The organism is Pseudoalteromonas sp. 2CM36K (assembly GCF_023161865.1).
GTDB lineage: Bacteria > Pseudomonadota > Gammaproteobacteria > Enterobacterales > Alteromonadaceae > Pseudoalteromonas > Pseudoalteromonas tetraodonis.
In genome coordinates, this window is the sequence record NZ_JALNTK010000016.1 from 56133 (window position 1) to 71595 (window position 15463).

The 15463-nt window shown below is 42.5% G+C and carries 9 protein-coding genes and 1 pseudogene; 7 read left to right on the forward strand and 3 right to left on the reverse strand.

Going from position 1 to position 15463, the window contains the following annotated elements; translation table 11 throughout:
* Positions 1-15 precede the first annotated feature (15 nt).
* Together rnr and rlmB are read left to right on the forward strand one after the other, a co-directional pair.
* Entirely contained in the window at positions 16-2475 is a 2460-nt protein-coding gene (gene rnr / locus MTN97_RS11265) for a ribonuclease R (RefSeq protein ID WP_214552582.1), read from the forward strand.
* Positions 2472-3215, forward strand: a complete 744-nt coding sequence (rlmB, locus tag MTN97_RS11270) for a 23S rRNA (guanosine(2251)-2'-O)-methyltransferase RlmB (RefSeq protein ID WP_248474419.1) — start codon at positions 2472-2474, stop codon at positions 3213-3215. Before rnr ends, rlmB begins: the two co-directional genes overlap by 4 nt.
* 91 nt (positions 3216-3306) lie before the next feature.
* Here the strand turns inward: rlmB and MTN97_RS11275 are convergent, their stop codons facing one another.
* Together MTN97_RS11275 and MTN97_RS11280 are read right to left on the reverse strand one after the other, a co-directional pair.
* Entirely contained in the window at positions 3307-5463 is a 2157-nt protein-coding gene (locus MTN97_RS11275; RefSeq protein WP_248474420.1) for a TonB-dependent receptor family protein, read from the reverse strand.
* A 243-nt stretch (positions 5464-5706) separates the two neighbouring features.
* The gene (locus tag MTN97_RS11280; RefSeq protein WP_138626230.1) at positions 5707-6564 is read right to left on the reverse strand and encodes a LysR family transcriptional regulator; all 858 of its coding nucleotides are present in this window, start codon (positions 6562-6564) and stop codon (positions 5707-5709) included.
* Positions 6565-6690: 126 nt separating this feature from the next.
* Here MTN97_RS11280 and MTN97_RS11285 point away from each other — a divergent pair, with 126 nt between their 5' ends.
* The 5 genes and pseudogenes from MTN97_RS11285 to MTN97_RS11305 form a co-directional block, all read left to right on the forward strand.
* On the forward strand, positions 6691-7290 hold the full coding sequence (locus MTN97_RS11285) for a hypothetical protein (protein WP_138626229.1): 600 nt from the start codon (positions 6691-6693) through the stop codon (positions 7288-7290).
* A gap of 119 nt (positions 7291-7409) precedes the next feature.
* Positions 7410-8492 carry a glycine cleavage system aminomethyltransferase GcvT gene (gene gcvT / locus MTN97_RS11290; protein WP_214552585.1) on the forward strand — a complete coding sequence of 361 codons (1083 nt, stop codon included), beginning with the start codon at positions 7410-7412 and terminating at the stop codon, positions 8490-8492.
* A 76-nt stretch (positions 8493-8568) separates the two neighbouring features.
* Positions 8569-8958, forward strand: coding sequence for a glycine cleavage system protein GcvH (gene gcvH, locus MTN97_RS11295; RefSeq protein WP_069440120.1), 390 nt, complete (start codon positions 8569-8571; stop codon positions 8956-8958).
* 151 nt (positions 8959-9109) lie between these two features.
* Complete coding sequence (gene gcvP, locus MTN97_RS11300) at positions 9110-12001, forward strand: aminomethyl-transferring glycine dehydrogenase (RefSeq protein ID WP_214552586.1); 2892 nt, start codon at positions 9110-9112, stop codon at positions 11999-12001.
* A gap of 990 nt (positions 12002-12991) precedes the next feature.
* A pseudogene (locus MTN97_RS11305) lies at positions 12992-13387 on the forward strand (IS4 family transposase); the annotation flags it as partial.
* 260 nt (positions 13388-13647) lie between these two features.
* On the opposite strand, the gene MTN97_RS11310 reads toward MTN97_RS11305, so the two are convergent.
* A complete protein-coding gene (locus MTN97_RS11310; RefSeq protein WP_248474421.1) occupies positions 13648-15390 on the reverse strand; it encodes a SulP family inorganic anion transporter in 1743 nt (580 codons plus the stop codon).
* Positions 15391-15463 lie beyond the last annotated feature (73 nt).

Sequence of the window (15463 nt, forward strand, 5' to 3'; positions counted from 1 at the left end):
CTAACAAGATAGTGAATGTCAAACCAAGATCCAAATCTCAGTCGAGAACAAGAAAAGTACGAAAACCCAGTCCCTAGTCGTGAGTTTATACTTACTCACCTGCAAGAGCGTTCCAAACCTGCTAGCTACGCACAACTATGTGAAGAACTCGCGGTCAACGATGAAGAACGACAAATAGCATTTAAGCGCCGACTTCGCGCCATGGAGCGTGATGGGCAGCTGTATTTTAATAAATTTAAATGTTATGCCCTGATTGACGAAGCCGGTTTAACCAAAGGCAAAGTAGTCGGTCACAGAGACGGTTTTGGCTTTTTAGAAGTTGAAGGCGAGAGCAAAGATTGGTTTATTGCCAAGCATCAAATGAATATGGTGCTACACGGTGACATCGTTCTTGCCAAAGGCACTAAACGCGGCTCAGGCTCAAAATGCGACGCTCGCATCATCAAAGTACTCACTAACGAGCGCGCACCTATTGTAGGGCGTTATTTTGTTGAGCATGGTATTGCCGTTGTTGTGGCTGAAGATCCGCGCATTACCCAAGACATTATTATTCTACCGGGTAACGAAAAAGGCGCGCGCCATAACCAAATGGTGCAAGTGCAAATAACCCAAAATCCAAGCCGCAATATGAATGCGGTAGGTAAAGTTATCGACGTACTGGGCGAGCATTTAGCGCCGGGTATGGAAATTGAAGTTGCGCTGCGTAATCACGATATTCCACACGTATGGCCTGAAGAGGTTGAACAACAAGTTGCCCACTTAGGTGAATTTGTTGAAGAAGCCGATAAACAAGGTCGAGTTGATTTACGCGGCTTACCGCTTGTGACCATAGATGGCGAAGACGCTCGTGATTTTGATGATGCCGTATACTGTGAGCCTAAAAAGTCGGGTGGCTGGCGCTTATGGGTAGCCATTGCCGATGTATCACATTATGTAGGTATGAACACGCCGCTTAACAAAGAAGCGATAGAGCGCGGTAACTCAGTGTATTTCCCTGAGCAAGTTATTCCAATGCTACCAAAAGTATTATCTAACGGTTTGTGTTCGCTAAACCCTGAGGTTGATCGCTTGTGTATGGTGGCAGAAATGACCGTATCGCAAGAGGGTAAGCTCTCAGGTTATAAGTTTTACGAAGCGGTGATGAACTCACATGCACGTTTAACTTACACCAAAGTAAATGCCATTTTACAAAACGATGAAAAGCTACGTAAAGAATACGCAGCTGTAGTGCCGCATTTAACTGATTTGCAGCAAATGTACATGGCATTAAAAGCGGCGCGCCAAGAGCGTGGTGCCATTGAGTTTGAAACACTCGAAACCCGTTTTGTATTTAATGCACAGCGTAAAATAGAATCAATTGTGCCAGTTATTCGTAACGATGCGCATAAGCTCATTGAAGAATGTATGATTTTAGCCAATGTTTCTGCGGCTAAATTACTTGAAAAACACGAAGCAAGTGCCCTATTTAGGGTGCATGATGAACCCGATAGCGAAAAACTGGGTAACTTTACTCAGTTTTTAACTGAGCTGGGGATTGAAAGCACGCTAAGTGATGAACCAACGCCGAAAGAGATCACTCATGTGTTGGCTCGTTTAGGGGATCGTCCTGAAGCTGAGCTTATTCAAACTATGCTACTGCGCTCAATGAAGCAAGCGGTATATCAGCCAGATAACATAGGCCACTTTGGTTTAGCATTATCGGCTTATGCGCATTTTACTTCGCCAATTCGCCGTTACCCCGATTTAGTGGTGCATCGTGCAATTAAAGCAGTATTAAAAGCACAAGGACAGCAAACCTCTGGTGAATACGCTTATAGCGATGATGAAGTCGATCAACTTGGTGAGCAGTGTTCTACTACTGAGCGCCGCGCAGACGATGCCACCCGTGAAGTAGCCGATTGGTTAAAATGTGAATACATGCAAGATCATGTAGGTATGGAGTTTAACGGGGTTATTTCATCGGTTACTAACTTTGGTTTATTTATTCGTTTAGATGACTTACAAATTGATGGATTAATTCATGTTACCAATTTAGGTGATGAATATTTCCAGCATGATGCAGCTAAACATTGCTTGGTGGGTGAACACACACATACGGTTTATCGTTTAGGCGACAAAGTGACTGTACAAGTTGCCTCGGTAAGCTTAGATGATCGTCGTATAAACTTAACGCTAAAAGGCGATGTTGCCCAAGATCGTTATGCGCGTCGTCGTGCACCTAAAAAAAATGCTCCAGCCAGTGTTCGCTCGCAACTTAAAGCCGGTAAAATCCCGGGTAAAAAGTCAGCAAGTGATAACAAAAAGCCAAAGACGAGTAAAAAGCCTGCTGCAAAAGGTAAATCAGCGAGCAAATCAAAAGTAAAAGCGGATGACACCACCGCTAAGAAAAAAACCAAAAAGAAAGCGGTCAAAAAGCCTAAAAGACCAGGTAAAAATGCCCGTAAACGTAGTAGCCCAGGAGCAAACAATTCGTGAGTAATGAATTAATTTTTGGCTTTCACTCTGTTGAAGCAATTTTGGCAAAAGAGCCAGAGCGTTTTATAGAAATATACGCCCTTAAAGGACGTGATGATAAGCGCTTATCGCCAGTGATTGAGCAAGCGCGTCAGTTTGGTATTTCAGTACAGTTTATGCAACGAAAAGCGCTTGATAACAAAGCGAAAGATGAACAACATCAAGGCATTATTGCTAACGTGAAAGCGGCACGTGTGTTTAACGAAAAAGATCTTGATAAGATCATTGAACGCGAAGACACCCCGTTTTTACTGGTACTTGATGGCATTACCGATCCGCATAATTTAGGTGCCTGCTTACGTAGCGCCGATGCTGCCGGTGTTCATGCCGTGATAGTTCCTAAAGACAAGTCAGCAAAGCTTAATGGCACGGCACGTAAAGTGGCCTGTGGCGCAGCAGAAACGGTACCGCTTATTCAGGTAACTAACCTTGCACGTACATTACGTGAAATAAAAGACGTAGGTGTATGGGTTGTAGGTACTGCCGGTGAAACCGACACACATGTATTTGATGCCAGCTTAACAGGCCCAATAGCGATTGTGATGGGAGCTGAAGGCGAGGGTATGCGCCGTTTAACCCGTGAGCACTGTGATGTACTCGTTAAAATTCCAATGGCGGGCACGGTTTCAAGTTTAAATGTATCGGTTGCAACCGGTATTTGTTTATTTGAAGTATTACGCCAGCGCGCAGAAACAAATTAAGCCTATTAATTACATAGGCATTATAGGTAATAAAAAGCCGAGATTGATTTAATCAACCTCGGCTTTTTTGTACTTTTAAGTTAGCACTTTATTAAAAACTGTAAGAGTAGCCCATTTGTACTGAACGTGGCTTACCAGGTTGAATACCGCCATTTGCACGGTTAGCAATGTAGGTTTTATCAAATAAGTTATCTACGCTTAGGTATACTTTTTGGTTTTCGTCGATTAAGTACTTAGCAGCTAAATCCCATACAACACGGCTATCAATCGCATTTAAGCCTGAGTTAGTTAAATCAGCATGTGCATCAGACACGTAACGTATTTGGCTATTTACCACAAAGTTATTCACTTCTGCGCCAAACGATAAAGCAACTTGGTTTTCTGGAACGTAAGGCATTGCATCGCCTTTTTCTACAGAGCCCCAAATTTCTGAATCAAATGTGTTTTTAAACTCTGAATCAGTGTAGGTGTAAGTCAGTTTAACTGGGAACGCTACTGATGCGGTATTAAACGTACGACCTGCGCTAAATTCAAAGCCCGATACTTCTACTTCACCGTAGTTGTATTGGTCGCCAATGTTATCGTCATTACAACCTACTGATGCAGTACAGTTACCATGCATGTTGTCGTAATCAGAGTAAAACGCAATTACTTCACCGTTAAAACCGCCAGCATTAAAACGAGAGCCAAACTCGATGTTGACGCTTTCTTCTTCGTCTTGGTCGGCATTACCCGGCGCTGCAGGGGCGTAACCTTTTTGAATACCAGCAAGTAACGTAACATTGTCGTTAAGTGTGTAAGTAGCACCTAAAGACGGTACTAAAATTTCAGTATCGTTAGAGATATCTTTTGTTAAGCCTAGGCTACGGGTTGGATCTGACTTAGCCCACTCTTCACGGGTAATAGTTATGTCTTCATAACGAAGGCCAGCACTCACTACTAATGCATCCATTGTCCATTCGTCTTGAATAAATAGCGTGCTTGCTTTTGCACTGTCTAAACGGTTGCTGTTAGAGCCTGGAGCGCCTTGTGAGGTAAGAGTCATGCTTAAATCTTGATTAAGCGTGTATTTGTCTTCCCACTGGAAACGATCCATTTCGTCTTCGTGGTAACGTACGCCAACCGTAATGTAGTGATCGCCCGCAGGAATGTGTAATTCAGACTGCACACCTTTGGCTTGGTAGTCACGGTTATTGGCTTTAACACCTATGTTTTCGATGCCTTCAGCGGTTGGGTTTGCTTCAAATTCACTGTATTGCTCAAGTGTGCTTGAACCAACACTACTTGCTTTGTACCAGTTACGGTGAAAGTCGTTTAGATAAGCGGTTGCTAAAAATTCGTAACCTTCACCAAAGCGGTATGCATAGTTTACTTGGTATGCATTATGGCGAGTGTTCATTTCATCATTTTGTGATGCCGCATAACGACGGTTAGGGTTTTGTTGGTAATCAGCATCGGTTAAGCCCATGTAGGTTTCGTCTGATGTTTCTTCAGAGTACTTTACTTTGAACTCAATGTTATGCGCATCGTTTTCACCAAAGGTATGGCCAAACTTTACCAGTACGTCGTTTTTTTCAAAACCAGTGTTGTCATCGCCTACTGGTAATTCTTTAAAACCATCAGCGCCGTAAGAAAACACTTCAATTAAGCCTGCAGTGTTGTTTTTTTCTTTTGCGAAGTAAGCGTGACCTTTGTAGTAACCATCGCTACCAAGGGCTGCATCTAGCATGCCTGTTGAGCTATTTGGCTCAGTTGGCAGGCTGCGAGAAAGTAAATTTAATACACCACCGGTTGTACGCGGCCCGTATTTAACAGAGGCTGCACCTTTTAGTACTTCAATTGACTCCATACGCCCCATAGTAGGGAAGTAGTAAGCCGATGGTGCAGAGTAAGGAGCCGGAGCAACAAGTACACCGTCTTCCATCACAGAGATTTTGTCGTTACGACCAGTACCTGTACCGCGCATACCAATATTAGGGCGCAGGCCGTAGCCATCTTCTTCTTGAACGTATACACCCGGTACAGATGCTAATACGCGAGAAATATCGGTAAATTCGAATTTTTGCAATTCTTCATCAGAGATAAATGTAGCCGAACCTGGAATATCGTTAATTGCTGCTTGTGAGCCAATAACGGTAATTTGTTCAAAGTTGCGTTCAACGCCGCCGGCATCTTTTGCCATTGCTGTAGCACTTAAAGACAGCGCTACGGCTGCAGTTAACGAGGAAACTAAAAATTTATGTGACATTGATTACCCTAAAAATAGTTCAACTACTGAAATTGGCGTAATTTAAACATGTTAACGAATGAGAATCAATATTATTAAGTTTTACTATTATTTACATTTATCGTAAAAACAGGCTGTTTTTATAACATTTTTAACTAGGTGTTTATTCTAATCTTATAAAACTAGGATAATGTATTGGCTGGTGGCGGTTAATTTAACCTGAACGCTGCTTGAGATAGATTTATTATCCAGAGTTCAGGTTATTTAAGGAGTGGGGTAACCTAAGCGCAGCTTAATAAACTCAGCGAGTTTAAACACGGCGTTTTCAGGTTCGCTGGCGGTTTTTACTAAACTAATACCTATGCTACCAAGCGCAGGTAAATGTTTAGTGTGTAAGTGATAGGCTAAATCGTTAGGTACGGTACTTTTTGCGAGCACTGTTATGCCTAAGCCTTCTTTTAATGCGGCAATTAAACCGGTTAAATCGGCATTACTGTAAACAATACGATATTTAATGCCTGCTTTTTCAAGTGCTTGGGTTGCTCTGCGTCGGTAAATACAGCCCTCAGGCGCTGTTACTAAGGTAACGGTTTCATTTTGCGCCAGTGAGAGGTCGCCAACCCACACTAATTGATCTTGAATAAAAATAGGGAACTTTTCTGAGTCAAGCTGCTCATTTAGCGCCAATACTAAATCAAATTGATCTTGGCGCTCATCCGAAAGTAAGTGTTTACTCAAACGTGACTTCACTTCTAACGATACATCAGGGTAGAGCGCCACAAAGTCGCCAATAATAGAAGGTAAAATGCGTGCTGCAAATTCGCTAGGGATCCCTAGGCGCACTTTACCAGTCACACTTTCGGAAGTGAATAACTGTAAAATGGCATCGTTATGTTGCACCATTTGTTTTGCCATAGGCAGTAACAGTTCACCATATTGATTAAGTACTTGGCGTTGCCCCTGCTTTTTAAATAATTTATAGCCGAGTAAGTCTTCTAAGCGTTTTACTTGTAAGCTCACCGCAGGTTGCGAAAGGCCAAGTAAATCGCCTGCTTTGGCAAATCCACCAACCTCAACCACCATAACAAAAGTTCGTAAACTGTCGGTTGAAATATTTTTCATATTTAAAATTACTATTTATATGGCTATATATATAAGTATTATTTATCAATTGATAAGTAATTACAATTTGTTGTTGTAAGCCTTGCGCAATATACTTTTGCTATTAAAGATAGATAGGTATTTGTTATGACTTTTAACCCGATAATGTTTGCCCGCCATAGCAACGCTAACAGCGCGGTTATTAATGCCTTACAAGCTAATAACAGCCACGTTGTTATTGATTTTAGCGGCAGTGAAGCATCGGTATTTTTAAGTGCGATTTTAGGTCATGACCTCACAAAACTAACCGCCAGTGGCTTTGGCTTTAAAGGCACACTGGATGGCGATTTAAATTCTGATTTTAGCTACGCCGTTTACTACTTTAGCGAAACCGCCTTTCGATTTGTACTTCCAGTTAATGCTAGCCTGCAATTACAAGCGCTCATTAACGAGCAACAGCTTAGATACGATATCGACTTTGTGGTACGCACCGACTTAGCAACCTTTACCTTAACCGGTAGTAACGCCTTTGATACCTTAGTTGATGCGTTTAAATTAACACCTGGCTTACGCCTTGCTGACGCGCAGCTTTGTTATGGCGCGCAAAGTGGAGACGTGTTTGTTACTGCAGTAGATCAAAACAACGAACAGCAGTTTATTGTTATTGCTAAAACTGCCACGCTTGATAAGTGGCAACAGTATATGCAGCAACAGGGCTTTAGTGTTACCAACACTCAAGCAGCCTAACGGGTAAAAAGTTAAAGATTACAATTTGGTAGGCTTAATAATGGCTACCATGTTATTCCCCCTCATTTAATTGAGGCCACGCCCACACACATGGGTTAATTTAAAAGTGAAGGAATATTATGACTTCTAAAACAGTATTACATGCAAAGCACCTTGAAGCCGGCGCAAAAATGGTTGATTTTCATGGCTGGGAAATGCCAATTAACTACGGTTCACAAATAGAAGAACACAACGCCGTACGTAACGATGCGGGCATGTTCGACGTATCACACATGACCATTGTTGATATACAAGGTGAGCAAGCACAAGCGTTTTTACGCAAGCTAGTAGCTAACGATGTTGCTAAGTTAACCGTACCAGGTAAAGCGCTTTACACTGGCATGCTTAACGCGCAAGGCGGCGTAATCGACGACTTAATTATTTACTACTTTAGCGAAACATTTTATCGCTTAGTGGTTAACTCAGCGACCCGTGAAAAAGATTTAGCACATTTAGCTAAGGTATCGAGCGATTTTGCTGTAACGGTTACTGAGCGCCCAGAATACGCCATGATTGCGGTTCAAGGCCCTAATGCACGTGCTAAAACAGCCCAGGTATTAAACGCAGACCAGCAAGCTGCAGTAGAAGGCATGAAGCCATTTTTTGGTGTTCAAGCCGGTGATTTATTTATTGCTACAACAGGTTATACTGGCGAAGACGGTTACGAAATTGTAGTACCAAACGAGCAAGCAGCCGATTTATGGCAGCAACTGCTTGATGCCGGTGTAGCGCCTGCGGGCTTAGGCGCGCGCGACACACTACGTTTAGAAGCAGGTATGAACCTTTACGGCCTAGATATGGACGAAAGCGTATCACCACTGGCAGCTAACATGGCATGGACTATTGCATGGGAGCCAGAAGATCGTGACTTTATTGGTCGTGATGTATTGGTAAAACAACGTGCAGAAAAAAGTACTCACAAGCAAGTAGGTCTTATTCTTGAAGAAAAAGGCGTACTACGCAGTGGTTCTAAAGTAATTGTTGATGGTGGCGAAGGTGTTATTACATCTGGCACATTCTCACCAACATTGGGCTATAGTGTTGCATTAGCACGTGTACCACGTTCAACCGGCGACACGGCTCAAGTAGAAATGCGTAAAAAATTAGTTAACGTAAAAGTAGTTAAACCGGGCTTTGTACGTAACGGTAAATCAATAATCTAAATAATTTGGTTATACCAATAAATAAGTTAGCCTTATTTGTTGGTATTCTCCCAATCTAAACCAAAGGATGAAAAAAATGAGCAATATCCCTAGCGAGTTAAAATACGCACCTTCACACGAGTGGGTTCGTAACGAAGGCGACGGCACTTACACTGTTGGTATTTCTGAGCACGCCCAAGAGCTGCTTGGCGACATGGTATTTGTTGAATTACCAGAAGTAGGTGACGTAGTCGATGCAGGCGAAGACTGTGCAGTAGCAGAGTCAGTAAAAGCGGCGTCAGACATTTACGCACCAATTAGCGGTGAAGTTGTTGCTATTAACGAAGAGCTAGAAGATGCGCCTGAAACAGTAAACAACGACGCTTACGGCGACGGTTGGTTATTCCGCATTAAAGCATCTGACGAATCTGAAGTTGATAACTTGCTCGACGCAGAAGGCTACGCACACACTATTGACGAAGAGTAATCGTTAATTAGTTAAAAGCCCCTCTATTTAAAACATTGGGGCTTTTATGATTTTACAGCTTATTACCATACTCAGTAAGTTGCCAAATCACCACATATTTTAATCAATACTAGTTACCCATTAGTATTTAGGATCATAGGAATCTGGACACATGTCAAACGCCAAATCTCTTGAACAATTAGAGCAAAAGCAAGATTTTATTCGCCGCCATATTGGGCCAAGCCCAGCGCAAGTAAACGACATGCTTAGCGCTCTTGAAGTATCGAGCGTTGAAGAGCTGATCGGTCAAACTGTACCTGCTGGTATTCGTCTTGAGCAAGGTCTTAATATCGGCGAAAGCCGCACCGAAGTTGAAACACTAAGCTACTTAAAATCAGTAGCAAGCAAAAATAAAGTTTTCAAATCGTATATTGGCCAAGGCTACCACCCAACTCACGTACCGCACGTAATTTTACGTAACGTACTTGAAAACCCGGGTTGGTACACAGCGTACACACCGTATCAGCCAGAGATTGCACAAGGGCGTTTAGAGTCGCTATTAAATTTCCAGACTATGACCTTAGACATTACCGGCCTAGATTTAGCAAGTGCTTCACTGCTTGACGAATCAACTGCTGCAGCCGAGGCAATGGGCCTTGCAAAACGTGTATCAAAAGCTAAAAAAGCCAATGCGTTCTTTATTGCCGACGACGTACACACGCAAACCATTGACGTAGTGAGCACCCGTGCAGAGCAATTTGGTTTTGAAATTATTGTAGGTAAAGCCGCTGATGCCATGAACCACGACATTTTTGGTGCGTTATTTCAATACCCGTCAACATCAGGCGAAATTGTTGATATAACAGACCTAATTGCTGGCGTACAAAGCAAAAAAGCGATTGCCTGTGTGGCAGCCGATATCATGAGCTTACTACTATTAAAAGCACCAGGTAAATTAGGCGCAGATGTCGTACTTGGTTCAGCACAGCGTTTTGGTGTGCCAATGGGTTACGGTGGTCCACATGCTGCATTTTTTGCAACACGTGATGCATACAAACGTTCATTACCAGGGCGTATTATTGGTGTATCAAAAGACCGTTTAGGTAACGATGCACTGCGTATGGCAATGCAAACCCGTGAGCAACACATTCGCCGCGACAAAGCAAACTCAAATATTTGTACTGCGCAAGTATTACTAGCGAACATGGCGGCGTTTTACGCGGTATACCATGGCCCTCAAGGCTTAAAAACCATTGCACAACGCATTCACCGTTTTGCTGATATTTTAGCAACTGGCTTAAAAGCAAAAGGCGTCGCACTTAAGCACACTACCTGGTTTGATACATTAACTGTTGTTGATGAAAACAAAGCCGACGTGATTGCGCGTGCTGTAGCTAAAGGTGTTAACTTTGCTGCTAACCATGCGGGTGAGTACTCAATTTCAGTATCAGAAACCACAACACGTGCAGACATTGCCGAGTTATTTGATATTATTTTAGGCGAAGGGCACGGCCTAAGCGTAGATGCAATTGCTGCGGATGTTGAAGCAAATGGCAGTGACTCTATTCCTGCAAGCCTAGTGCGTGATGATGAAATCCTAACGCATCCAAACTTTAACAGCTACCACAGCGAAACAGACATGCTTCGTTATATTAAGCGTCTTGAAAACAAAGATTTAGCGCTTAATCACTCTATGATCTCGTTAGGTTCATGTACTATGAAACTCAACGCGACCGCTGAAATGATCCCAATTACCTGGCCTGAATTTGCAAACCTTCACCCATTCTGCCCGCTAGACCAAGCAGAAGGTTACCAAATAATGATTAACGAGCTACACGATTGGCTAGTTAACATTACCGGTTACGATGCGGTTTCATTGCAACCAAACTCAGGTGCACAAGGTGAATACGCAGGCCTAATCGCCATTCGTAAATACCACGAGTCACGAGGGGATGCGCACCGTAACGTATGTTTAATTCCAAGCTCTGCGCACGGTACTAACCCAGCGTCGGCACAAATGGCCAGCATGAAAATTGTAGTTGTTAACTGTGATAAACACGGCAACATCGACATGGAAGACTTAAAAACCAAAGCTGCTGAGGTGTCCGAAAACCTATCATGTGCCATGGTAACGTACCCATCTACACACGGTGTATACGAAGAAACGATTCGTGAGTTATGTGAAATTGTTCACCAGCACGGTGGCCAAGTTTACATGGATGGCGCAAACATGAACGCGCAAGTAGGTGTTACTAGCCCAGGCTTTATTGGCTCAGATGTATCGCACTTAAACTTACATAAAACCTTCTGTATTCCACACGGTGGCGGTGGCCCAGGTGTTGGTCCAATTGGTGTTAAATCGCACCTTGCGCCATTTATGCCAAACCACAGCGTAATTAACGTACCAGGTACTAATGCTGGTAACGGCGCAGTATCGGCAGCGCCTTATGGCTCTGCCTCTATTTTACCTATTTCATGGGCTTACATTGCCATGATGGGCTCTGAGGGCTTAAAACAAGCGACAGAAATGGCGATTGTAAATGCTAACTACCTAAGTAATGAGCTTAGCAAGCACTTCCCAATTTTATACCGTGGCCGTAACAACCGTGTTGCCCACGAATGTATTATTGACCTACGTCCATTAAAAGAAGCCTCAGGCATTACTGAAATGGACGTTGCTAAGCGCTTACAAGATTACGGTTTCCACTCACCAACGATGTCGTTCCCAGTAGCGGGCACATTAATGATTGAGCCAACTGAGTCTGAGTCTAAGGGCGAGATTGACCGCTTTATCGAAGCTATGGTATCGATTAAAGGTGAAATTGATAAAATCATTTCAGGTGAATGGTCTATCGAAAACAACCCATTGGTATTTGCACCGCACACTCAAGCTGATGTGTTAGGTAATGAATGGGACCGCGCGTATGACCGTTTTTACGCTGCCTTCCCAGTACCAGCAGTTGCTAAAGATAAGTTCTGGCCAACGGTTACGCGTATAGATGACGTATACGGCGACCGTAATTTAGTATGTGCATGTCCTCCGATTGAGACATACCGCGATTAACTTTTGAACTTTAATGGGTAGTAAGTTCCACTGTAGAGTGGGATTTATCAAAATTATAAAAGCCGTTGCAGCAATGCAACGGCTTTTTTGTGTGAGGTGATTAACGTTAATTGTATAAAGATGGGTTAAGTAAAGCGAAGCCTAACAAATCACAAATATGCTTATTTGCTCAAAAGCCAACGGTATGTGTTATTTATTGTAGGCGCACAGCTTACTGGCGCGCGGGCGTAAACACGATTAGTGTTTTAGATTTTTGCCACGCGATAGCGTTAGTGCGTTTCGTTCTTATAGAATTTAGAACCTTATTCAAGGTTTTGTCGCGCAGGCGACAGCAGCCAAAGAGGGGGCGATTTTCAAATTGATTCTGCTGTAAGTAATTCATCCCTGAAGCTGGGTTACTGTCGGCATCCATGCCTCCACTTCTTCATATTGCGAAGCTGCGCTTCGGTTATTCGTCACCTCCCAGCGCACCCGAGCATCACGAATAATTAATTGATGTGAACGTAAACGGCAAAGATAGGCCATCCATGGCCTAGTTTCGCCTTATCGCGCATCCATGCGCGATATTACTCATCAGTTGCTTATTTTCAAGGCGTGATGACGGGGGAGGGGGTTAAACGTGAGGTTGGTGTTTGGTTTTGGCTAAATCCAAAGTTTATCAGTTAAAACGTTGGTAAAATTAGTACCTAATACGTCATCAATGCTGTAATTTACCTCTTGGTTTGTCGCTCTAACTACTTTACCGCCCTATGTATTAACATTACAGCTTGTAAGTTTTTACAAGGGTTGTCAGTGATCTGCACTGTCGGTACACAATTTAAAACTCAAGATACACCGAGCAACCGTCATTTTGGCTATGCTCAATCGACAACAAACTTCCCCTCAGTACTTGCTGTGACCTTGATGTCGACAAGAACGCATTTAATATCCGATGCAGCGTTTGGCCCCATTACCCAAAGTGAAATTCAAATTCCGACACCTAAAGGGGAAATAGAGCGAGGCTATGGTGAGCTCAAGCAGTATCAGCTATCAAATAAACCAGCATTACGGAGCTTGAAATAGAAAGGTATTTATCAAGAGCTCTTGGGTATTCTGACATCATATAATATCGTGAGACTTGAAATGGCAGAGATGGCTAAAGCCCATAAAGTTGAGCCATTACGCATCAGTTTTATTAACGCATTATATCTCATACAAGACGAGTTTTTATGGTGTTCAGGTCGAAGCCCAGGGACAATCCCTAAAAAGCTAAAAGAACTACGTGAAAACGGTAAACGGCTAATATTACCGGAGAAAAGAAAGCGAAAAGCTTATCCGCGAGCGGTGCTGGCAAAGACACAAAAATATCCGGTTAGATATAAACGAAAAAACACCACTCGTTCTTAAACGAGAGTTGTTATTTTCTAATAACGGCTTTTTTGTTGATGTTTATTTATAACTAAACTATGTATTTACTGCGCTGTATGATATTTGCATCTGGCTATTGTTTGTATTTTTAAGGTTTAGTATGTAGCAAGAAAAGGTAATAAGGCTACGCTTATTATTAAGTGTTGATTTATTAAAATGCTTGAACACTTTATTGTTTTTATCGAAGAGTCATTCACAATAAATGACTCATCTAGTGTCGTTGAGGAAAAATAATAACCCTAATTATTACCTGCATTTATCTCTTCGAAGTTTTGCGATTGAAACATCGTAACCTCGTCGACATGCTGGCTGACGCTGTTTTTTTGTAAGGCAATGTATAAGTCTGAATGAATATAAATACCGTCTTTACCTGAGGCGATACCAGCGGTTTTAAACCAAGAAAGTAGCTGGCGTTTTCTTCCCGCTAGCTCTAATCGAATACCTCGTTTTTTAAATATCACATCTAGGTCTGCGAGCATGGCCATAACGCTTAAATCAAGATGAGTGAAGCAGGGCACAGCATCAATAATGACACATTGCGTGTCGTCTTTTTGTCTTGCATATTGCTCTAACAAGCGGCGTTTAAAATAACTGGCATTAAAATAGGTTAAAGGAGAATTAAAACGATATATAAAAACCCCTTGTACTGCTTTGGCTTTATCTGTTTCGTCTAAGCTTCTTACTACGCCTTTTATATCCACACCTAAAATGGTGTCTGATGGGCGCATAACAGTTCGAATAAATTGAAATAACCCTAGTAATACAGCAAGGGTAATTCCTGGTATAACACCAATAAACAGCACAGCAAAAAGTGTGGCTGAGGCTAAGTAAAATGCCTGCTTATCTTTAAATTTTAATTGCCAGACTGCCTTTAAATCAAGCAGGTGAACAGAGGCAATTATTAATACAATCCCGAGTGAAGCACTGGGAATAAACTCAAGCGGCGCCGTTAAAAAAAGAGCGATAACACCAATAATAGCGGCAGCTATAATCGAAACTAATTGGGTTTTTCCGCCAGAGTCGTCGTTTACGGCTGTGCGTGAGTCGGCACCACTAACGGCAAAGCCTTGTGATAATGCTGACGCTAAATTAGCGATGCCCAAGGCTCTAAATTCTTTATCGGCATCGATGTCGTAGCCATTCTTTGCTGCAAAGCTTCGCGCTGTTAGCATCATGCTGACAAAGCTAACTATGGCTAAGTTGAGTGCCGGTACAACAAGTTCTCGAATAATACCCACGTCAAATACTGGGGTGTTAAACACGGGCAAACCACCAGTTACTGTGCCTATGGTTTTTATTTCAAATTGCTCTAAATTAAAAAACCAAACGAATACCGCACCTAGTGCAATGGCAAACATAGAGGCTGGCCATGTAGGTTTTAAGCGCTTTAACACAAAGTAAACGCCGAGGGTAAATAAAGCCATTAATAAGGTGGGAATATGAGTTTGCGATAAATACGTAGGAACGCCACCTAAACGCTCAAGCAAATAGCGCTCATCAAAGGTAAAGCCAAATACTTTAGAAAACTGACCAACAATAATGGTAATAGCCACACCGTTTAGTAACCCCATTAAAATTGGTTTAGATAAAAAGTCGGCTAATACACCTAGCTTAAAGCGGCTGGCAATAAAGCACCAAAAACCGGTCATTGCGGTCATGGTGATCACTAATTGCCAATGTTTAAAGCTATCGCCTGCAGCAAGTGGAGTAACAACTGCAGCAATAACCGCACATGTTGCGGCATCAGGGCCAATAATAAGCTGTTTAGAGGTACCAAAAAGTGCATAAAGCATCATAGGTAATACGCAAGAATACAGGCCAACTGCAGCATTAACGCCTGTAAGTTGCGCATAAGCTATAGCAACAGGTAAAGCAACAGCTGCAACCGATAATGCCGCCCTCACATCATCAGCAAACCATTGACGTTGATAATTAAATAAGCTGTGTAAACCTGGCATAAAGCTATATAGACGCGACAACACTTCAAATTCCCTGCTAATAATTAGGAGTAGATAGTAAGTTCTCTTTAATAATAAGTATAGTAACTAAATGTGT